The following is a 22,261-nucleotide window of genomic DNA, read 5'->3' as shown; positions in this document are numbered from 1 at the left end:
GTTGACTCCTTCCAATGCCTACGAGGTTAGCTGGAGGGTTCGGTAGAAGGTTCCCCTATGGCTCCTGTGAAGCGAAGCCAATTCACCCGTGAAGACTGGTTCCCCCGTTTCCCGCTTTCGCGAGAACTCGGCAGCTTTTGTTTTCTTCGTCATACATATTCGGTTTTTATGACGAATTTCCTGCATGTGCTAAATGAGAATTCACTCATCTACATGGGATAACTAGGAAATACGCCCCCCCTTTCGTGTAAAAAATAGCCGCCGATAATAACGTCAAACCCCGGTTGCGCCCGCAAAAAGGCGCCAACCGGGGAATGTCCCTATGAAATATTGTCGATAAGGGGACAGGATGCTTAGGGGCTGTTGCGAAATAACGAGAAGGATATCCCGTAGGATTTTGTCGGAGTACAAGGAAGCGAAACCGCCGCGTAGCAGAGCTACGCAAGGTTGAAGATGACGCAGTAATCCGGCAAAAGACAAGGGATAGACGAACGGTTATTTCGTAACAGTCACTTACGACTCCGTTCCGGACCACACCTGATATTGAGACGCGGACGCCCACAGTGTCAGAAGGGAACGAACAAAGTAGAAAGCCTGATGCAGCGCGACGGCGATAAATCCGGACCAAAGCATGGAGACGGTCCATGCAGTCGCGGACACCGCCAAACCGATGCCGAGCAACGCGAGCGTGGTGCCAAGCAGAGGAAACGCCCGGCGGAACGCCAAGCCAAGCCCGTTCAGGATGCCTTCGCCGGATGCGGCGCCGAACTGCATGAACTGAAACAGCATATGCAGCAGGAAGCCGATGGTCAACCAGGCAAGCGCATAAGGCGCCAGATCTTTAAGCCAATCGGACAAGGTGGGTTCCGAGAAAAACCGGTCTTTCGCGAACGGCACCAACCAGACGGCGGGCAATAGCAGCAAGGCATTCTCCGCCCAATACAGCAGCGTGACCGGCTTCCATGCCCGGCGAATCCCGAACAATACGCGTGTGCCTGCGTCCTCCGTCGCGTGATGGAAGGAGTAGAATACGCCTGCGTTCAGGAGAGGCGTCAGCAGCATCCGCAGTAGAAGCAGGCCTCCGATCAGCCAAAGCGACTCGTTGACGAGGTCGGTCTTCAGCAGGCGGAATTGGGCTTCGACGAGGAAAAGCTGCGCCGCGTCGGAATTCGGATGTTCTTCCGGATAGCGTGCCAGTATCGGCGTCGCGATGGAATCAACGAACCGGTACAGGAAAAACCCCCACAGCAACCGGTACAGGAACAGGAGAACCACTACAACTTTATGACGGACGGTCATGTCCCATCCCTTTTTTATCGAGCTACGTATCATTGCGGCTTCACTCTCCTTACCACGCCATTGTCCCGAACAGGCCTTCCAGCAGTTGCGTAATCCCGGTCGTCAGGCGGGAACGCTTCTCGTGCGGTACTTCGGCGAGCAGATAATTGTTAAATCTTCGGTTGTCCAGCACGACGCTGTTACTCGGATCGATGACGGCGAACGTCAGCGGCGACCCGGAGCGAAGTTTGAGTTGAACGTGGTTCTGGACGCCGTCCCATTGCTTGCGAACCGATTGTCCGTCTCCGAACTGGAAAAGGACGGACACCGGTTGCGCGCTTCCACCGTACCTTCTTAGCAGCACCGTGCTCTCGTAACCTTCTTTCGTTTTTTTCGAGTCGATCGATTCGACAGCGTAGTCCGCCATCTCCCCGCGTTGCACGTAGGACAGGAAGAAGTCGTTCCATTTCGTCTTGGTGACCGTTTCCACGACCCGTTGGAAGTCTCCCGAAGAAGGATGCTTAAATTTGTATTTCTGAAAATAAGTTCGCATAATCTTGCTCATCGTTTTGTCTCCGACTTGCTTCTCGAGGGCGGTCAGGACGAGCTTGGCGCGCATGTAGACGTTCTCGGCGTAACCGTCGGAGGAACTGAACCGCCACGAAAATTGATTCAGCGGCTCGGGGTTGGTCAAGTAGCTGGCTTCGACCGTCAAGTTCGGCAACACGCCGTAAATGCTCGACATGAGCTTATCTTCGGTATAAGAGGTAAAGCCCTCGTCGAGCCACGCTTCTTCGAATTCATTCGAGGCGACAAGGCCGTACCAGTATTGGTGCGCGATCTCGTGGACGAGCGTTCGCTCGAGATCGTAACCTGGACTTGCCGACTTCGCGGAGGCGCCGGTCACAAGCGTCGGATACTCCATGCCTGCCGCACCGTTGGCGTTGCCTGGCGGGATGACGACGGACAGAGTCGAATACGGGTACTCCCCATACCATTGACCTAGCTTCGCGAGAGCGGACTTGGCGGCATGCATGTAGCGATCTTTCAAATCCTTCTGCAAGGGGTCGAGATACAACTTGATGCGAACGCCGGGAACGCCCAGGGAGGAAAAGGAATCTTCTACATATTCGAAGTTCGGAGAGGCGGACCAGGCGAAGTCGTGAACGTCGTCGGCGTAAAACTGGAATGTTTTGCGCCCTGCATTAACGACGGCGGGTTTCGTCTGAAATCCTGTCGCGGCTACGACGTACGTCTCGGGCACCTCGATGCGAACGCTGTAGATGCCGAAGTCCGCATAAAATTCCGAGTCGCCATGGTACTGGTGGAGGTTCCAGCCTTCTCCGGTTCTGCCTCTTGTGCCCGTCGTCTCATAGACGGCGATTTTCGGAAACCATTGGCCGGCCATGACGAAGTCGCCGGCTTTGCCCATACGAGCAAAGACATCGGGCAGCTTGACGGTGTAAGCCATACGCAGGGTAACGGTGGCGCCTGGCTTGACGGGCTCGGGCAAGCGAAAAGTGACCAGCGTGCGATCGCTCTTGTTGCCGTCGTCGGGCTGAACGTACTGCAGACGCGGCAGCAGCGTCTCGCCTTGGTCCGTCGTCAGGGCGGTCAGCGTCATACCGCCTCCGCTGCCAGGCTTCATTTTGTCGCCGCGCAATTGGCCGCCCGATTCTTTCAGGAACGTGCTGCCCGATGCGAACGCATTCGGATAGAGGTGGAAGTACAGCTCCCCGACGGGTTTACGGCCGGGATTTTTCCAAGTGACGGTCTGTTCGCCGTTAAGCGTTCCGAGTCTTTCGTCGAGCTTGACGGAGATATGGTACTCCACTACCCGATTGCTGAGCACGGAGGGAGTCGACTTCGTCGGCGCATCCGGCATCGGGTCCGCTTTAGGTTCGGCGGCTGCGGGAGCGGTAGAAGCGGATGCTAGTCCGTTCTCCAACTCGACCGACGCCGAAGCCGGCCAGGCATATTGGTCCACCCAAGCGTCGGCGAACCCGAACCGGAATGATAACACAAGTACAGCGGCGGCGGCGACGAAAAGCAGCATTCGCAGCGAACGGCGCTTAGGCATACGGATAACCCCCCGTTGACAAGCATGTACGAGATATATATGTGGGTTGTCCGCGGAATATTTCCGATGCTTGTCAAGAAATTGGGTTGCGAAGGCGGAATTACTGCTTGAGGCACACTAACTCGTCCTCGAAAGTAGCTCCCTGGACGGAATTACTGATCGAGGCACACTAATTCGCCCACGTAGGCAGCTCTCTGCAGGGAATTACTGCTCGAGAGGCACTAAATCGCTCCAGAAGGTAGCTTGCTGCACGGAATTACTGATCGAGGCACACTAACTCGCCCACGTAGGCAGCTCTCTGCAGGAAATTACTGCTCGAGAGGCACTAAATCGCTCCCGAAGGTAGCTTGCTGCATGGAATTACTGATCGAGGCACACTAATTCGCTCACGTAGGCAGCTCTCTGCAGGGAATTACTGCTCGAGAGGCACTAAATCGCCCACGTAGGTAGCTCCTTGCAGGGAATTATAGCTCAAGAGGCACTAAATCGCTCCAGACTTGAAGTTTAATGAGATCGGCGAGCGGTTCGGATTCGGCAATCCGTTCGGGATAAGCCAAACAAGCCTCCGACCGCGCCGCGTTTGCGGAGAGCCGGAGGCTTGCCATCGTTATAATCGTCTAAATGTAAAAAGATCAACTCATTTCAGCGTTTCTCCGACTTTTGGCAGACCAGTTGTAGAAAGGTCGCTTGTTTCGGCCAATTGCTCAAAAAACCGGTGAAATGAAGAAAACAAATGCCCTTTATACAACCAACGACCCTCGCAACGGAAAACACTATGAATCAGTTGCCATTTTTACAACTAAGACAAAGTCGCAAACTTCCTCCTAACCCAGAAGAACCGTCAGAGCACCTAACGATTCTTTTGGCGAGAGGGGAAGCAGGCCAGCGGAAAGAAGCAACGGCAGCAAGAGCGGCAAAACCGGCAAGACCAGCAAGACCGGCAAAACCGACAAGACCGGCAAAACCGCCAAAACCGACAAGACCGGCAAGACCTGCAAGTACGGCAAGACAGACGCCGAAGCGCCCGGCCCCTATCGAACGAGAGGCGTCACTTCGCCGTAAGCGTACAGCGCCAGTTGATGGAGCGCGCGCGTGCAGCCGACGTATAGCAATTTCGCGTCTTGCGGATTGCTGGAATAGTGGCGATCGTTCGCGTCGGCGACGAGTACGGCATCGAACTCTAGCCCTTTGGATAAGTAGACAGGCACGATCGTGACGCCGCCGCGATATTGCGTCTGGCCTTCGGAGATGAGGTTCGCTTCGATGCCTCCCGCCGACAGTTCTGCGTGAAGTTTCTCGCACGCTTCGTCCGTTCGGCCGATGATAGCGATCGTGTGCATGCCTCGTTCCCGGTTGCTCTCAACGAATCCGCGAATGAACGGAAGCCGCTCTTCCTCGCGCTCCAGCCGAACGATCTCGACCGGATCGCCGCTTCGGAAGACGGGCGTAGCCGCCGGAAGTCCGGTGTTCGTATGCGGGAGTATTCGGTTGGCGAATTCGATAATTTCCAGCGTCGAGCGGTAACTTTGTTGAAGCGCATGATAAGAGTTGTGCTCATCGTCGAAGACGGCAGCCAACTCCTCCCAGCGCTGCACGCCGCGATAGGCATGAATGCCTTGCGCCAAGTCTCCGAGAATCGTGAACGAAGGCTCGTTCATGAAGGCGTTCAGCACTGCGATCTGTAGCGGTGACACATCCTGCGCCTCGTCGACGACAACATGGTCGAACGAGAGATTTTCGCGCCCGTTCAGCGCGACGTGGATCCAGACGAGGGCAGGCAAATCCTCGGGCTGAACGAACCCTTTTTTCAGATAGGCATGCGTCTCCTTGACGACTTTCGCGGGCATCCAGGCAGCCGCATCCGGAGCCGAGAACAAGCTTTTGTACAATTCCAGAGCGTCTGCCTTCTGCAGCTTGTTCGCGTAGGTGCGCAATTTGCTCTTGGCGGTTTTGCTCCGTTCCTTGCGAATTTTCGGATCGCCGATCGCAGTCAATTGCATTTCCAGCCAGCGATTGATCCTCGCAACAAGCCTTTCCCGGCGCGGCGCGAGCGCGTAGTGGCGATATTCCACTTCGAACCATTCGCGCACCATGCTGCCCGGCAATATTTTGCCGTCCCACGCTTCGAAAGCCGGAGGCTCGTCGCCGAGGAACGATTGCTCCATGTCGCGCAGTTTCTCATCCAGTTTCTCCTTAAACGCGAGCGAGCCTTTGAACCTTCCCGGCGTCTCGTCGTCGATCGGCGGTCTGTCCGCCACGAGGGAGAACCAAACGTTGCCCTCGGCGGTATCTTTCACGAGTCTTACATTCGCGTTCAGTCTGTCGAGCGCCCATGCCGCGAACGTCGTCTGCTCGACATTGCCGACGCCGAGCTCCGGCAGCACGCCCGAGATGTAATCGAGGAACATCGTATTCGGCGCGAAAATAATCATCCGCTCCGCTTTCATCTGCTGCTGGTACTGGTACAGAAGGAAGGCGAGTCGGTGCAGTGCGACCGTCGTTTTCCCGGAACCGGCCGCCCCTTGAATAATGAGTGCCTTATAGCGAGTCGCCCGGATAATCGCGTCCTGCTCCGCTTGAATAGTCGATACGATATCGCGCAGCTTGTTGTCCTTCTTGTCGCCGAGCTTATACAGAAGAAACTCGTCGTTCAGACCGATATTATCTCCGCCGCGCTCATAGCTGTCGACGATTCGCTGAAGCGCCTTGTCGCGAATGGATAAGTTGCGCTTCAGATAGACGGAGCCGCCGATCGTCCCTTCCGGAGCTTCGTATTCAACCGGCGATTCCCCTCCGATGAATGAATAAAACAAGCTTGCGACAGGAGCCCGCCAATCGATGACGTAGGCCTCGTTCGTGTCCGCGCGGTCCATACCTCGCTTGCCGATGTAAAGCGGAACCGCCGCCGCTTTCCCGTCTTCGTGGAAGTCGATCCGGCCGAAATAAGGTTCATTGCCAAGCAGAGCTAGCCGGCGGCGGTATTCTTCCCTTTTCTCCTCGAGCAGCTGCTCGGTAAAATCCTGTCCGCGATAGACAGGGCCGATCGCCGCCCGCTGCCGTTCGATCTCTTCGAACGTTTCCTGCAGTCTTTGCGTTTCTTCCCGGTAGGTCGGATTTGATGTTTCCATCGTTTGTGAAACCTCCTTGCGTCGTTCGCTTATTTCGCTTCCCTATTGTGACGCATTTTTCGATAAAACAATAGACTTATCTTTTACGTTTTGTTATGATGTTGAGTATAGGATTACCTAAAATAATACGAACAAACGTTCGCGTATTTGTTCGACGATAACGGGGCTCGAAATCTCTCCATTGCGGAGTCGTTTCGGGCCTTATTTGGCGTTTAGCGCGGGTCAGTGTTTATTCGGCGGGATACCTTGCAGATTAGCAACGATTTGCAGTTAAAAGGTAACATGAAGCGGAGAACGGCACAAATAGCGACGAGTTCCACCTATTTTCTCAGAAATGCTGCAAATGAGGTGCGGTTGGGAGAAATAGTTGGAGTATGGCAGTTACTTCGGCGTATGGGAGGTTTTTCGGAGGAATAGGTGGATTATTGCTCTTATTTCGGCATGTAGGAGAGTTTGCGGAGAAATAGTTGCGGATTTGCTTGGGGAAGTTACCCGAATGAGATAAACTGAAGTAAACTGCAGGGAAGATTGGAACCTCCGTGCAATTTACTGCAGTTAGGAGGGGGACAAGCTATGGCCGCGTGGACCAAGTGGCGATTTACGGCTATAGTCGTGGCGTTAGGCGCTGCGGGATATTTTGTTCTTTTGCAAAAGGCGCGGAGCATGAACATCTTTGTACCGTTGAGCGCGTTCAATAGTTACTTCATCAGCACCTTTGCTGTCTACGCCGTAATTGTCGGTGTGCTGTCTCTCTGGCTGTTCGTAAAATTCAAAACGGGTGTTGCCCGTGTTTCTTTAATTGCGGTCTTTTACATCGTGTTTTACTTCTTCTTCCTTGCGATGAACATCGACAAAATAAATGGGTTCGCACCTTGAGCATGTAGAACTCCGGAGGGAGCGCCTCTGCGCTATCCTGCACCTATCCCACCTACTCCCGCGGCTACCTGATCGCCCCGCCGACTTTCCTCAGAATATCCTGAGAAGGGCCGGGAATCCTTCCGAGGTAGTCCGGTCCGACATTTAGCAGGTAGTTAATTCCTCTGGTATTCAAATGATGCTTCAACCGGAGCACCTCTTCAGCGCTTTTCCAATTCTGATCGAAGCTCTTGTAACCCCAAGTGTCATTGAGCGTCGCGGGCGTTTCAAATAAGCCATCCGACATATACTCGTCCGGAATTTCGTTGTCGCCCCAGGAATGATAATCGCCGACATCGTTGCCGATACGTGAATTGATCAGGCAGTCAGGTTGATATTGCTTAACAAGCCGGTACAATTCGTCGCTTTGTTCCCGCGAGATGGTAAATGGAGTATCGAACCAGATCAAGAGAAGATCGCCGTAATTGCGCATGAGCTCTTCGACTTGCGGTTTGATTTTGTTCTCGAAGCATTGCGAATAATCTTTTGTATCGTTATCGGGAAAATCCCAATCGTTCGTCCAACTCATGCCGAAGTTATCTTCTTCAGCTGTATACCCGCCGCCATTCGGCTCCCGCCAGTCCAATTCTTGTGAATAATATAGCCCGAGCTTCACGCCGTATTTATAGCAAGCTTCCGCCAATTCGGCAATGACGTCCCGTTTAAAAGGAGTGGCATCGACGATATTGAACTTGTCGACTTTCGAGTGGTACATGGCAAAGCCGTCATGATGTTTGCTGGTGACGACCAAATATTTCATGCCGCTGTCCCGGACAAGCTTCACCCATTCCTCAGCATCGAAGGCAATCGGATTAAAAGCCTGCGCGAGTTGTCCGTATTCCGCGTTGTTGATTCTGTATCGGGATTGGATCCATTCGCCGATATAAGACATACGCCGGCCTTTCCATTCCCCTGCGGGTAGGGCGTATAATCCCCAGTGAACCATCATGCCGAACTGTGCTTGCTTGAACCATTCTTTGTTTTGCATCGTACGCCTCCTGCCAAGATGAGATGATAAGTGAATCCTTATATCCTTATCTTAAAGAAGCGGACAGACGAATGATGTATGCAAGAGCGACGTTTTATCGCATCAAAAGCGACATGTGAAAAGGAGGTAGGCATGTGGCTGCCGAGTCCATGATCAAGTTTATTTGTTATGGTAAAGGGGTTGCACCCAGCCACTGGACGTTCGATCACTTTCCTTATGTAAACCGGCTTTATTATGTATTCGGCGGCACAGCCTATTTTACAGGTGGTCAAATGAGGCATCAGTTAAAACCGGGACACCTTTATTTATTTCCTTACGGCATTGAATTTTCGGCGGTCCATGACGGTGCAGATTGCCTGGATCATTTGTATTTCGATTTTGTAACGGTTCCGCCTTTGCAGATGGATCGTTTCGCGGAATATCGGGTGGAGCCGAATACGGTTGTTGATCATTTGACGAGAGCTCTTACGCTTTATTTGTCGGATGATCATACTGCCCGCGATGAAGTGACAGTCAGGACCCTCTTTCAAGGGCTGTTGGCGGTGTTCTGCGAAACGTACGGCATCGAGCGGTTGAACGATAGTCGAATTAACCGGGTGCTCGAGCTCATCCATGAGAAATACGGCGACAACTTGTGCAACCGCTATTTCGCCGACTTGCTTCATCTGGACTTGAGGCACTTTTTACGAATCTTCAAACAGGCGCTGAAAATGACGCCGAACAAATATATTCGGGAATATCGGATGACCCAAGCCGAGGCTATGCTGAGAAAAAGGGAGTCGATACAAGACGTGGCGACGCGGACGGGGTATGAGAGTGCAGCTTCTTTCTGCCATGCGTTCAAGAGAAGCCGAGGAATGTCTCCGTCGGCTTTCATAAAGCAAAACAGCCCAGTCGAGTGAACTCGCTGGGCTGTTTTTGGTCGCTTAATGTCCCTCGACCTGATCGACATGCTTCAGATGTTTATGGCTCAAGGCAATGACGATGACAGCGAGAACGACGAAGCCTCCGCCGATGTAGAACGGTGCATGAAAGTCGAACCATTCGGCGAACTTAACTGCATAGTAGGGAGCGAGTGCTCCGCCGATGAAACGCAAGAAGCTGTATGCCGCCGAAGCCGTCGGGCGCTCGACCGGGGCGGCGTTCATGACCGCCGTCGTAATGAGCGTATTGTTGTTGCCGAGGAACGCGCCGGCCAGAATGACCATGGCGATGACGGTCGTTTTGTCCGTCGTCCAGTACCCCATGACGAACAAGGTCGCTGCAAACAGCAACAATTGTACGCACATCGCTTTGATCGTGCCTTGGCGTCTCTGCAGCACGGGAGCGGTGAACACGGAAGTGATGGCGAGCAGCAGTCCCCAACCGAGGAAAACATAGCCGAGTCCGTGAACGTCGACATGGTGCAAATGTCCGAGCACGAGGGCGGCGTACACGAGCAGGGTGAAGAAACCGAAGTTGTACAGCATTGCCGCGATGCCGAATGTGAGAAGCGAGCGATGCTTCAGCGCGCGGAACGGGTCGAGGATGGAAGCTTTCCGCTTCGAACTCGCGGCAGTTGCGACGGTTGATGCCTTCGGCATCATGAAGAAGATCAGCGCGAACGCGATGACCATCAGACCGGCGACGCCGAAGAACGGTCCGCGCCACGAAATCGCGCCTAGTTCGCCTCCAAGAAGAGGTCCAACTGAAATGCCCAGGCCAACGGCAACTTCGAATAAAATAATCGACTTCGCGACTCCGACATGGGACATGGAGACGATGGCGGACAGCGCCGTTGCGACGAAGAATGCGTTGCCTAGTCCCCATCCGGCACGCAGCCAGACGATGGCCATCACGTCGTTCACGCAGCCGGCTAGACCGGAGAATACAGCGATGATGACGATTCCGGTGAGCAGCATTTTTTTGACGCCGAGCTTGGAAGAGATTAGGCCCGTAATGAGCATGGCTACGGCCATAACTGCGTTGTAGCTTGTAAATAATAACGTAAGCTGGCTGTCGGAAGCGCCTAATTTGTCCTTCATCATCGGCAAGATCGGGTCGACAAGTCCGAGTCCCATGAAGGCGATTATGCTGGCGAAGGCGACCGCCCATACGGCGATCGGTTGATCAAACATCGAGTTTTTCTTATGTGTCGCTTGTCCTTGAGTTGACTGCATGCTTGTAGCAATTCCCTTCTTTTGATGTAGTTATGATTCCAGCGCCTTGCAGACGCGTTGATAAATCTCGTCGATCTCTTTGCGGAACTCGGTCATCGTCTGCAGCTTCTGATCGATCATCTCGAGTTGCTTGGCGACGACACGCTTGATCTCGATCAGCTCGAGCTTCTTCGCCGCTTCGTCTCCCGTTTCCTTATACACGTTTCGGCGTCCGTACATTTCCTCCCGGATGGCGACGAAATCTTGAATTTCTTGCAGCGTATAGCCAAGCACGTCGCGGGCTTTAATGATCTGATTCAGTCTGTCGATATGCTGCTGCGTATACAGCCGCATCCCGCCTTCGCTTCGCTCGGGCGGCATGAGAATACCGATTTCCTCGTAATATCGAATGGTGCGCTTCGTGAGCCCGCAAGCTTTGGCCACATCGTCGATCTTGTATTGCTCCATCTCCGTCACTCCTTCTTGTTCGCAGAACTAATCATAATCCTGTGTAACGTTAACGTCAACGTTAACTTTTACATGGAGTAGGCCCAACAACAGGGCAATCGCTTACGAATAGAGATAGGTTGAACTCAGCAGACTGCATACTCACAGCACGGGTCATGAAAAGTAGAAGCAGAGTCTATGGACGAAAAATCATACACAGTCAGCCAAACGGATACCGCAATGCAGATGTTTGATGAAAAAGCATACACAATCGAGTAAAAAGCGGGAACAACACGCCCCGCCTTGTACGAAATTTCGCACAAACGCCCGCTGGCGGACTACCTCGCACCCCGCTTTGTACGAAATTTCGCACAAATGCCCGTTATCGGACTACCTCGCGCCCCGCTTTGTACGAAATTTCGCACAAACGCCCGCTGACGGACTACCTCACGCACCGCCTTGTACGAAATTTCGCACAAATGCCCGCTGACGGATGCCTCGCGAATGTTTGGATGAAAACATACTCAATCGGGCTAATCAGCATCGGACACCGACCAAGCAAGCACTGCCCGATTTTCGTAAGCGATTGCCCTGGACCCAACAACACAATGATCGCTTTTTTTCATAGAAATCGCTAAAATAAGGGGATACGAACAATGAGTAGGTTGGAGGGTTACGAATGGACACGAGCGCGCAGCCGCCTGAGAAGAAGAAATTATCTTTGAACGTCGTCAGCAACAAGGAACATAGAGGATTCGGAGCGGGGTCTATCGACCTTAGCCAAGTCGCTTGCGTCATTATCGACGAAGGCGAGGCGTACATCGACGTAGGTGCGATGCATGCCAAGAGCAAGATCGAGAAAGGAATCAAATTTTCGCCGGATAAGTCGCTCGTCCCGAACGGTCGTCAAGCATGGGTCGTCTGGGTCGCCGTCGACCGCAACGAGAATGGTTCGTACTATGCGGGCGCGGCATCGTGCGAGATGCTGATCGATACGGAAGCGCGCAAAGGCTGGAAGCTGCTGCCCGACCACGTGAACAGGCTCGACGCGTCAATCAAACGGAAATACATGCTCGACAACATCGGCCCAGACGAGAAAGCGGCGCTGGTGAAGCTGCTCATTGCCCATAACGCCGAGTGGTGGGACAACTCTCCGCAAACGTTGAAAGATCTGCTCGCGTAGAGGTCAGAGATAGGATTGAGATGACAGGGAGCCAGAATAGCGGCAGCAGTTGCCGTTATTCTGGCTTTTTCGCTCTCATCTGATCTCGCCAATGAATGGGGCTGTCCCCGTACATTTTTTTGAACAACCGCGAGAAGTAATGAATACTGTTGAATCCGGTTTTCTCGACGATGGATTTGAGAGGCAAGTCGCTTCTTGTCAAATAACTTACGGCAGCCTTCATCCTAAGCGTCTGCAAATACTCGAACGGCGTGCAGTGAGTATGCTCTTTGAATACGCGGATGAGGTAAGAAGGATTGAGGTGCACCAAGTCGGAGAGCATTTCAAGGGTAATCTCGTCGCTATATCTCCACTCCATATAGTTGATCAGAATTTCGACGGTTTCAAGCGAGGTCCATTTCTTCTTCTGGCCGTCCATGTTCCCTTGATTAGATGTGGAAAGAAGGATGTGGGCAATCAATTTGAATATTTTCTGTACCTCGAGCACGCATACTTGTTCGAGTTCTTCGTGCTGCTTAGCCATCTTGGTAAAGAAAAGCTGGTAGATCAAATCAAAGGATTGCTGGATCGAGGAAATAAAGAGCGGATGGGAAGCGTTAACTTTCTGACTCTGCATCAGGTTCCAACGGTCGACGTTATAGGTTGTAAAAAAAGGATCGTTCAATTCGCTCAGCTCCAAGAAGCAGCAGCTCATCTCTGCCCCGGCACTATCCAGCGAATGAGGCGTAGAGGGAGAAATAAGAAAAATAGCCGGAGCTTCTACCTCGCTGCTATTATGAGCCCACTGAAATCTGGCGCGTCCTTTCGTTATGTACAAAATTTCGAAGCTATCTACATGGATACCTCCCAAGGCGGTATTCGACTTATTTATCGTAACCGTATTGCACGTACGTATTTTCAAATCATCCACCCCGCTGTTCGAGAGAATGTTGATAAAGTGCAATGATTTCGAGGGAAAGTGAGTCCTTTCGCTTGTAATTAAAGGGTGTTGCGCAAGAAGAGTAATATCCAGTGCAAATACTGAATGCGCTTTCTATTGTACACTTAATACTATAAAGACTAAAGCTTTCCAGAAAAAAAGGAGGTGGATGCAAGTCGCACATTTGGCAATCGGCAAGAATGACGAGGGGATTGTTCATTTATTCAATGTAAAACTTGAGGGGAGTTGCTGAAGTGAGAACGAAAAAAACAATATTTACTGGTCTGGCTTCTGTGCTTGTGCTATCCGCTGCTCTTGCAGGCTGCGGAAATTCCAATAACTCGGCGAAAGAATCGGAGAGGTCGTCGCCAACGGCGTCCTCATCGGCATCCTCTTCGGACAATGCGTCGCCTAGCGCGAGCGCAAGTTCGAATGCGCCGAAGGTTGCAGGGGATTTCGAAGTCCAGTACTGCGTAGGCGGTTACGGCGATGCTTGGCAGAAAGCGGTCCTGTCCGAATTCAAACAGAAATATCCAGACGTGAACATTAAAGAGTCGGCCGGTCCGAAAATTAACGATCAAATGAAACCGCGCTGGATTCAGGGCGATCCGCCGGATCTTGTATTCATCGACTGCGCAGGCGGACTGGATGTGCCGCAAGCGATTAAAGACGGTCAATTGATGGATTTAACGGATTGGTACAAAACGGCCGAGAACAGCGACGGGGAGCTCATCTCCGCCAACCTGATCGCACAGCCGCAACAGTATGACGGTAAAATCTACTCGATCCCATACGTATTCGGTTCGTGGGGAACGTTCTACGATCAAGCGCTGTTCCGCAAAAACAACTGGGAAGTGCCGACCGACTTCGACAGCTTCCTGGCAGTCAGCCAGAAAATTAAAGATTCGGGCATGACGCCGTACATCCATGCGGGCGTGTATCCGGGCTATTTCAATGGCGGCTTCCTGTTCCCCGCAATCGTATCGAACAACGGGGACGATCCTTCGATCATAAACGATATCGCCTCTTTGAAACCGGGCGTGTTCAAGAGCGAGCCAGTCATGAAAGCGCTGCAGCAAGTCGTCACGATGCGCGACAAAGGCTTCATCGACAAAGCCGCGATCGCGCTCAACCATACCGATTCGCAAATCCAATTCGTTCAGCACAAAGACGCATTCGTTCCGAACGGACTGTGGGTCGAGAACGAAATGAAGAAAGACACGCCGGCCGGATTCGAGTTCGGCATGATCCCTTCGATCACGCAGAAGCCAGGCGGCAAATACATCGCTAATCCGTACTCAAGCCCGGTCGCAATCGCGGCGAAGGCGAAAAATCCGGAAGCGGCTAAAGCTTTCATCCAATTTATGTACACGAAGAAATCGGCTACCGAGTTCGCCGAACTCGCAGGAGCGCTGTTGAACTACAAAATCGACTTGAACGGCACGAAAGCAAGCGGACTTTCGGTTAGCGCGAGCAAGTACTATAGCAGCCCGGATCTGATCGTCCTGCCGGCGGTTTCGATCAACGCCGACGTCACGAAAGAGATGGAAAATGCGATCATCGCACTGACCGCGGGTAAGATCACGCCGGAAGAGTGGGCGGATCGCGTCGAGAAAGCGGCGGAGAAAGCAAGAGCTAAAGGTTAATAGCAGGATATCGACGATGAGGGTAAGGATGCTTGCTTCCTTATCCTCATCCCAAATGACGAAAAAGAAGGGGTAACAGATGACGAGAAAAGGGAAGCGCTTTCTATTTATTGCCTCTTTTATTTTGCCGACGTTTGTTCTTTATTGTATTTTTACGCTTTACCCGATTATTAGAGCTCTCTATATCAGTTTTTACGATTGGTCAGGCGCTTCGGAAAACATGGATTTCATCGGGTTCGACAATTTCCGCGAACTGTTTACGGATCCGATTATTTTGAAAGCGATTTGGAACGATTATTTCTTGGTGTTCTGGAAAGTCATCGGCATTTTGCTGTTGGCGACTTTTTTCGCCGTCGCTTTGACTCGCTTCAAGCTGAGAGGGTCCAAGTTTTTCAGAGTAGCGTTTTTCTTCCCGAACGTGCTATCAATCGTCGTAATCGCAGTATTATGGCGGTTTATATACAATCCGTCTTTCGGTTTATTAAACGGAATTTTGTCGCTTGTGCTGAATCGTAACGTGGACATTCCATGGTTGGGCGATTCATCCTATTCTTTGTGGGCGCTTCTCCCTCCGGCAATCTGGGCAGGCGTCGGATTTTTCATGATTTTGCTGATCGCGGCGATCAAGAGCATTCCCGCGAGCTTATTCGAGGCGGCAGAGATGGAGGGGGCCACGCAGTGGAAGCAATTCCGTCACGTTTCGTTTCCCCTTATTTGGGAACAGATCCGGGTTTCCGTGGTGTTAATCGTCATTACGTCCTTGAACGGTTCCTTCGGGATCGTGAACGTCATGACTGAAGGCGGTCCCGATAACTCCACGCAAGTGCTAGGTTACTATTTGTACCAGATGGGATTCAAGCAATTCCATATGGGTTACGCGTCCGCGATCGGCGTATTGATTCTGGCGCTTTCTCTCTTGACCACCGTCATTTTGCAGCGGTTGATGAAGAGCGAATCCATTGAAGTTTCGTAGGGGGGATCAATATGAAAGCGAATGGAATTAGCCCGCTTGCCCGGTTGCTTTCCGGGTTGTTATTGGCTTTTTGGACCGTATGCTGCGTTTATCCGTTGTTATTCTCGATACTTGAGTCATTTAAGGATAACCAGCAAGTGTACTCGGGCAAAGCCTGGGATTTACCGAAGCTGCCTCTCTTATGGTCGAACTTCTCTTATACATGGGAGAAGTACCACTTCGGTTCGTATTTCGTGAATACGATTATCGTAACGACGGGAAGTTTGATCCTTGCCTTGATTCTGACAGCGACGACTTCGTATGTGCTGGCCAGGTACGCTTTCAAGGGCAGCAGCCTTCTCTACTACTTGTACATTTCAGCTATGACGATTCCGACGCTTATGCTTATCGTGCCGATGTTTTTTCTGTTTGATGCCCTGCATGTGAGCAATTCGTTTACGGGGCTTATCCTTCTCTACTCCATTTCGGCCATGCCGATGGGCATGTTCATGCTAGTGGGATTCTTCAAATCTTTGCCGCACGAATTGGAAGAGTCGGCCGTCATCGACGGCGCGTCGCTATATGGGGTGTTTTTCAAGATTATGCTCCCGTTAGCTGCGCCAGGGCTTGTTACGGTAAGCATCGTGAACGCGTTGTCGTTCTGGAATGAATATCAATACGCGCTTGTGCTGATTAGCGACGCGCTCAAATACACCCTGCCCGTAGGGCTTGGCGTCATGCAAGGCGAGATGCAGTACAGGATCGAATTCGGCCCGTTATTCGCGGGGTTATTGATATCCACGATTCCGATTCTGATCGTCTATATTATTTTTCAAAGGAAAATCAACGAGGGGATTGTAGCCGGAGCGGTCAAGTAAAACGAAGGATATGCGCAAGAGCGTAGCGAAGGGGAGGCCTTACGGTGTCTTCTCTTTGTGATCCTTAAAGGGGGTGATAGGAGCTTGTTTGTATAAGCTGGCAGTCAAGTGCATGACCAGATCTGACAAACGAATGGAGGAGAAAAGATGAGATTTAGACGGAAAAAGACAGTTGTGTCGTTCATGGCTTTAAGCGGCTTATTGGCGCTCGTTAATGCTGTACCTGCGTTCGCTTCCGGGACGGGAACGTTTCAAATCGGAGGATACGTTCAACCGCCCGCGAAGCCGGTAGATTATAACACGAACGCGATTTGGGCCGATATTGCGGCTTCCGGCATCGATACGATGATGGTTCAAGGAATCGAGCCGGGAAATACGCTGAATAAAGCGGATAACGAAACCGGGATCGCGAACAGCTATGCCAACAACGTCAAACTTCTCGTAACCGATTCCAGCCTGTACGGTTTCAGAAGCTATACGGCAGCGGATTATACGAACCTTAACACGATCCTGACCCCCTATGTGAACGACTCCAGAGTGAAAGGTCTCGTGCTGCAAGACGAGCCCCAGCAATATGAGTTCGAAGGCGTGGCGAACACGTACAAATATATTCAGTCATTGAAGCCTGGCTTGCAAACTTACGTCAACTTCTACGATATCTGGTATTCCGTTCCCGGGAAATTGGCGTTATCCAACTCGGGGTCGCAGGGCAACGGCTCGTATGTGACCTCGACCAATTCGCTCGGACAGACATTCAAAGTCCCGGCGGGAGTCAACTATATCGACGGCATCGACATGCTGATCGATTCGAGCCAATGGTCATCCAGCGAAACGTTGACGCTGAAAGTATGGAACAGCACGGCAAAAACGACGCTCCTTGGGCAAGCGGCGATCACGGGCAACGGAAATGCCGGCGAGGCGTATAACTACCCGTACTTTCCGGTACACGCGAGCGTCACGCCGGGTTCGACCTATTACATGGAACTTACGCACAATGGCGGCGGGAATAACAGCGTCGGCTGGGTAGTCCGATCGACATCCAACGTTTACGCGGATGGAAGCGCTTATGAAGCCGGCGTGGCCAAAACGTACGATTTTTTCTTCAGACTCTATACGAAGCGAGACAATGCGGGATTCCCCTTCGAGAACCAGTTGGACGATTGGATACAATTAAGCGGCGCGGACCATATCCTTCATGACAGTTATCCATTCTTAGCGGGAGGCGACAATGGCAGTTTCTTCGGGACGTCTGAGCTTGTGCGCGGCAGGGGGCTGGCCAACGACGTCCCTTACGGCGCGTTTCTCCAAAGCATTCGAATTAACAGTACTTCGGATGGCAGCTTGAGATATCGCGACCCGAACATGAACATGATGCGTTGGAACGTCTATGCGTATTTGACTTATGGGTACAAGATTTTGAATTGGTTTACGTACTGGAGACCGCAACCTAACGTTGGCGAAACCTACTACGATACGCCTGTCGATTTCGATGGCACCAAGCTGACGAAGTACGCGCAGATTCAAACCTTAAGCTCGGAAATGAAAAATTTGAGCGGAACATTAAAGAACCTCACCTCCAGAAGAGTTTTCCACACAGGTAATACGATTCCATCCGGCACCAACGGCGTTCCTTCCACCTTCTTCGTCAAGCCGACGGATTTGACCCAGCCGATGATCATCGGATATTTCACGAATGCAAGCGGGCGCTCGTACGTCATGCTGACGAACCGGGATTACAACAACAGCCGGACATTGGATTTCAATTTTAGTTCCAAACCGTCGGCCATCACCGAAATTTCCAAGACGACAGGGGCAGAAGGCGCGCTTGTCCAAGGTACGTACAATTCGACGACCGGCATCCTGAATATTACGCTTCTCCCCGGCGAGGGCCGCCTGTTTGCGTTACCGTCCGGCTTCCAGCCGTATGCGAATTTGGCGGCGAACGCCTCGGTGACGGCGACAAGCTCGCTTGAAAGCACGTCGACCGGCTTTGCGAAAAATCGGATCAACGACGATTTGAGAACTTCAGCCGGTATGTCGTACGGCTGGTCGAGCGATAGCAACACGGGAGCCAACCATACGGAATCCGTTACTTTCGATCTCGGTTCGAGCCAGACAGTGAGCGAAGTCGATCTATATCCGCGCAGCGAGTCGCAGGCGAATCTGGGCAAAGGCTTCCCGCTCGACTTTACGATCCAGGTAGCGGCGAATGCCTCAGGTCCATGGACGACGGTCTCGACAAATACGAACTATGCGCTAAGAGGCAACTATGTCCAGCCGTTTACATTCAGCCCGCAGACGGCACGGTATGTCAAGATCGAAGGGACGAACTTGAGGCAGATGAATTCCGAATATCGGATGCAGTTGTCTGAAGTCGAGATCTACTCCGCTGCGAACGTCAACCCGGCGAACTTGATCGGCAATCCTGATTTCCAAGCCGGGGACATCGGAGCTTGGTATAAGGAATGGCATCCGGCGAACACGGCGGTCGAAGCCAATTATCCGCACGACACGATGTATGACGGGGCGTTGTGGCCCGCAACGGGAGCGGATGTCGCGCTCGCACAGAACTTGACCGCGCCGACGACGAAGAGCTATACGCTTACGGCCTATATCGCCACCAATATTACGAGCAGTAATGCGGTTCGGCTAGGTGTCGATGTCGGGGGCGTTCAGGCCACTCAGGCGATTATTTCCCCGTACGCCGGTTATACGAAGTACACGCTGACGTTTAACGCGACGGCCGGGCAAACGATCAAAGTGTGGTACTATGCCAACGCTTCCGGCGGCTGGGCTACGATCGATGATGTCGTATTAAATTAACGAATAAGGAGCGATGGGTAATGGGAAAGCGACTGAGTAAGCGCGTATTGACCGCGATCGCGGTATGTGCATTGTCGGTGCCTTATCTTCTCGGAGTTCCGCAGGCGCACGCCGCGGGAGAGGAATTTCAACTCGGCGTCTTCTATATGCCGACGCAAGGGGCAACCAACGCGACGCAATACGATTACATGAAAGACGCGAGTATTAATTTTATCCAATCCTTCTATCCGAACGACTATCAAATGAGCACGATCGCCCAGATGAATACGGTGCTCAATCTAGCCGCCGCTCGCGGCATGAAGGTGCAAGTATCCGATACGAGAAGCGAGAACTTGATGACGACCGCGACGGATGCGGACATCGATGCTATCGCCAATACGTATAAGAATCATCCGGCAACGGGCGGGTATTACATCAAGGATGAGCCCGGAGATTCGAGTTTTCCGAGAGCCGCGTACGTGTACAATCGCTTCTTGCTGGCCGATCCGGACTCCAATCCAAACGTGAATATGCTTCCGGGTGGCGTCGAGCATTACAACAATTGGGTTCGCACGGTGGGAGCGGGTAATCTGAAATGGTTGACGATGGACTATTACCCGTTCGGCAGCGGCGGCTTTAACTCGGATTTCTATTTGTACATGGATCTTTTCCGATCGTCGGGTATATCGAATAATGTAAAGACGGCCGTCTACTTGCAATCCGTTGGGCTCAAGAACTCGTTAAGCCGTCCTACTGCGGACCAACTGAGGTGGCACGTCTATAATAGCCTGGCCTACGGAGTGAAGGGGCTGTACTGGTTCACCTGGTTTCAGCCGCTAATTCCGGCTACGAATACCGATTTCACTACCGCTATATTTGACGGAGTCGGTAACAAGACGGACTTGTATAACCCGGCCAAAACGCTAGGCTCCGAAATCAAACAGCTAGGGCCGACTTTGATGAAATTAACGCCGCGCGATATTTATTACAAAGGGCCTGCGTACCCTGGAACGACGCCTATACCAGCGAATTATTTCTGGCAGCCGACGACAAGTAACGCCCAGATCGTATCGCACTTCTTGGACGCCAATAGCAGAAGCTATATCATGGTCGTGAACCAGGATTACGCGAACAGCAAAACGCTCAGTTTTAACCTTCCGTCCAAGCCTGCGAGCGTTACCGAGATTTCCAAGACGAACGGGACGGAGATCGGTACGAACTACAGCAATGCGACAGGTAATATTTCTGCGGCTTTCCTACCTGGGGAAGGAAAGCTTTACGCGATATCGACGGATTTTGCAGTGCCGCCGTTAACCGTAGACGACAAAGATTTGTCGATCACGTATTCCGGCAGCAGTTGGTATCGCAGCGATCGGCGCGGAGTGGGGGATTACGGCGACGACTTGCATGTCGCAACCGCCAACAATGACTCCTTCGAGATGACATTTACGGGCACGGGCATCGACTTCCAGACGGAGAAGGACCCGTCCGGGGGCAACATCGATATTTATATCGATAACGTTTTCCAGCAGACGGTAAGCGCGTATGGCACGATAAGCAATCAGCCTCAACAAACGGTGTACAGCAAAACCGGTCTCTCGAACGGTCCTCATACGATCAAGGGCGTGAAAAAGTCCGGCACGTACATGGTTGTCGACACGTTTAAGATTGCGCCGGGGAATGTTGTTCGGGCGGCATCGAAGACGAACGACACGTATTCCGGCATCGCCTATTCGGGCACGGGCTGGGGCTACAGCAACAGCCGAGGCGTTGGGAATTACTTGAACGACCTGCACTACACGACGGTCAATAACGATTACTTCCAGTATACGTTTACCGGAACGGGGATCGATTTTATTTCGGAAACGGATCCCGGTGGTGGGGACGTCGATATTTACATTGACAACGTACTCCAAGGGACGATCAGCACGATTGGCGCACTGCAGAATCATTCCCAACAGACGGTGTTCAGCAAGATGGGGCTGCCTTACGGCCAGCATACGATCAAAGCTGTTAAAAAATCAGGCACGTATATGGTGCTTGACGGCTTTAACGAGTATAGCGGCAGCAACTTGATCGCGAATCCCGGTTTCGAGAGCGGGGCGACGTCATGGGGGACCTCACACGGCGGCACGTTGACGACGGGGGCGGCTTACGCAAGAACCGGAACGACGGGAGCCAAAATGACGAACAGAACTTATTTGTACAGCAGCCCGACGCAAGACGTCACGTCCGTTCTGACTGCAGGCGGTCGAGGCTATTACAACCTGTCGGGCTGGTCGAAGCTGGCCGCCGGAACTTCCGACAGGGTACAGGTCGCAATCAGGCTGGTCGATAGCGCGGGAACGCACTGGGTGAATACGGATTTCAAAAAAGTAACGAACACCGAGTGGACGCAAAACTCGAAAATTTGCAATATTACGTGGGAAGGCAAGTTGGTATCGGCAACGTTATACGCACAGACGGAAACGTACGGATTCGATATGTATTTCGATGATTTCGTTCTGAGCCGGTAATCGTAAAACCGCAAGCATGTCCCTGGTCGGGACGGCTTGCGGTTTTTTTTATAAAAAGGCGCTTGAACGAGTTCTTTAGAGAGTACAGACTCTGATAGCGTTACGGGATCACCCTATCGACTGCACCGGTGCCTGTTGAAGGACAAATAAGGTTACGGCGTAACGTTATTCCATACAAGAACCCCCTAATATGCCCCTGTGGAATACCGATAACGTTATGCCACCGTCTTATTCGCGTCGCCGCAGCCATTTCGGGACGAATAAAACTGTGCCATAGCGCTATTCCGCTGCATATCGGACTTTTGTTAGTCGATTGTGCCATCGTAGTTTTTTTTGAGAGATTTTTGAGAGATTGCCTGTGCTAAACTCGGAGCGCGAAGTGAGTTTGTGT

15 protein-coding genes and 1 riboswitch are annotated in these 22,261 nt (G+C 52.2%); of the genes, 8 read left to right on the top strand and 7 right to left on the bottom strand.

What is annotated here, in order from left to right:
• Window positions 1-143: riboswitch (cyclic di-AMP (ydaO/yuaA leader) on the bottom strand.
• Between the two features lie 370 nt (window positions 144-513).
• The 3 genes from ACFPOF_RS07255 to ACFPOF_RS07245 form a co-directional block, all read right to left on the bottom strand.
• Window positions 514-1,299: a hypothetical protein gene (locus ACFPOF_RS07255; RefSeq protein WP_378131066.1), complete on the bottom strand. Its 786-nt coding sequence runs from the start codon at window positions 1,297-1,299 to the stop codon at window positions 514-516.
• Window positions 1,300-1,348: 49 nt separating this feature from the next.
• Complete coding sequence (locus tag ACFPOF_RS07250) at window positions 1,349-3,358, bottom strand: M1 family metallopeptidase (protein ID WP_378131064.1); 2,010 nt, start codon at window positions 3,356-3,358, stop codon at window positions 1,349-1,351.
• A gap of 1,031 nt (window positions 3,359-4,389) precedes the next feature.
• Window positions 4,390-6,486, bottom strand: a complete 2,097-nt coding sequence (locus ACFPOF_RS07245) for a HelD family protein (RefSeq protein WP_378131062.1) — start codon at window positions 6,484-6,486, stop codon at window positions 4,390-4,392.
• Window positions 6,487-7,059: 573 nt separating this feature from the next.
• Between ACFPOF_RS07245 and ACFPOF_RS07240 the strand changes: the two genes are divergently transcribed.
• A complete protein-coding gene (locus ACFPOF_RS07240) occupies window positions 7,060-7,362 on the top strand; it encodes a hypothetical protein (protein ID WP_378131060.1) in 303 nt (100 codons plus the stop codon).
• Between the two features lie 64 nt (window positions 7,363-7,426).
• Here ACFPOF_RS07240 and ACFPOF_RS07235 read toward each other — a convergent pair whose 3' ends face one another.
• Window positions 7,427-8,389, bottom strand: coding sequence for an alpha-L-fucosidase (locus ACFPOF_RS07235; protein WP_378131058.1), 963 nt, complete (start codon window positions 8,387-8,389; stop codon window positions 7,427-7,429).
• A gap of 134 nt (window positions 8,390-8,523) precedes the next feature.
• Between ACFPOF_RS07235 and ACFPOF_RS07230 the strand changes: the two genes are divergently transcribed.
• A complete protein-coding gene (locus ACFPOF_RS07230) occupies window positions 8,524-9,291 on the top strand; it encodes an AraC family transcriptional regulator (RefSeq protein ID WP_378131056.1) in 768 nt (255 codons plus the stop codon).
• Between the two features lie 24 nt (window positions 9,292-9,315).
• Here ACFPOF_RS07230 and ACFPOF_RS07225 read toward each other — a convergent pair whose 3' ends face one another.
• Both ACFPOF_RS07225 and ACFPOF_RS07220 read right to left on the bottom strand, forming a co-directional pair.
• Complete coding sequence (locus tag ACFPOF_RS07225) at window positions 9,316-10,548, bottom strand: MFS transporter (protein ID WP_378131054.1); 1,233 nt, start codon at window positions 10,546-10,548, stop codon at window positions 9,316-9,318.
• 30 nt (window positions 10,549-10,578) lie between these two features.
• Window positions 10,579-10,995 (bottom strand): MerR family transcriptional regulator, encoded by a 417-nt coding sequence (locus tag ACFPOF_RS07220; protein WP_378131052.1) that lies wholly within the window; start codon window positions 10,993-10,995, stop codon window positions 10,579-10,581.
• A 658-nt stretch (window positions 10,996-11,653) separates the two neighbouring features.
• Between ACFPOF_RS07220 and ACFPOF_RS07215 the strand changes: the two genes are divergently transcribed.
• Window positions 11,654-12,157 (top strand): YwhD family protein, encoded by a 504-nt coding sequence (locus tag ACFPOF_RS07215; protein ID WP_378131050.1) that lies wholly within the window; start codon window positions 11,654-11,656, stop codon window positions 12,155-12,157.
• A 55-nt stretch (window positions 12,158-12,212) separates the two neighbouring features.
• Here ACFPOF_RS07215 and ACFPOF_RS07210 read toward each other — a convergent pair whose 3' ends face one another.
• The gene (locus ACFPOF_RS07210; protein ID WP_378131049.1) at window positions 12,213-13,058 is read right to left on the bottom strand and encodes an AraC family transcriptional regulator; all 846 of its coding nucleotides are present in this window, start codon (window positions 13,056-13,058) and stop codon (window positions 12,213-12,215) included.
• 272 nt (window positions 13,059-13,330) lie between these two features.
• Between ACFPOF_RS07210 and ACFPOF_RS07205 the strand changes: the two genes are divergently transcribed.
• The 5 genes from ACFPOF_RS07205 (at window position 13,331) to ACFPOF_RS07185 (ending at window position 21,870) form a co-directional block, all read left to right on the top strand.
• Entirely contained in the window at window positions 13,331-14,722 is a 1,392-nt protein-coding gene (locus ACFPOF_RS07205) for an ABC transporter substrate-binding protein (protein ID WP_378131047.1), read from the top strand.
• 79 nt (window positions 14,723-14,801) lie between these two features.
• Window positions 14,802-15,695 (top strand): carbohydrate ABC transporter permease, encoded by an 894-nt coding sequence (locus ACFPOF_RS07200; protein WP_378131045.1) that lies wholly within the window; start codon window positions 14,802-14,804, stop codon window positions 15,693-15,695.
• Window positions 15,696-15,706: 11 nt separating this feature from the next.
• A complete protein-coding gene (locus ACFPOF_RS07195; RefSeq protein ID WP_378131043.1) occupies window positions 15,707-16,552 on the top strand; it encodes a carbohydrate ABC transporter permease in 846 nt (281 codons plus the stop codon).
• 147 nt (window positions 16,553-16,699) lie between these two features.
• On the top strand, window positions 16,700-19,375 hold the full coding sequence (locus ACFPOF_RS07190) for a discoidin domain-containing protein (protein WP_378131041.1): 2,676 nt from the start codon (window positions 16,700-16,702) through the stop codon (window positions 19,373-19,375).
• A gap of 20 nt (window positions 19,376-19,395) precedes the next feature.
• A complete protein-coding gene (locus tag ACFPOF_RS07185; RefSeq protein WP_378131039.1) occupies window positions 19,396-21,870 on the top strand; it encodes a hypothetical protein in 2,475 nt (824 codons plus the stop codon).
• Window positions 21,871-22,261: the final 391 nt, after the last annotated feature.

Origin of the sequence: Cohnella soli (genome assembly GCF_042655525.1) — a bacterium.
GTDB classification, from domain to species: Bacteria; Bacillota; Bacilli; order Paenibacillales; family Paenibacillaceae; genus Cohnella; species Cohnella soli.
This window is presented reverse-complemented; position numbering and strand designations above follow the sequence as displayed.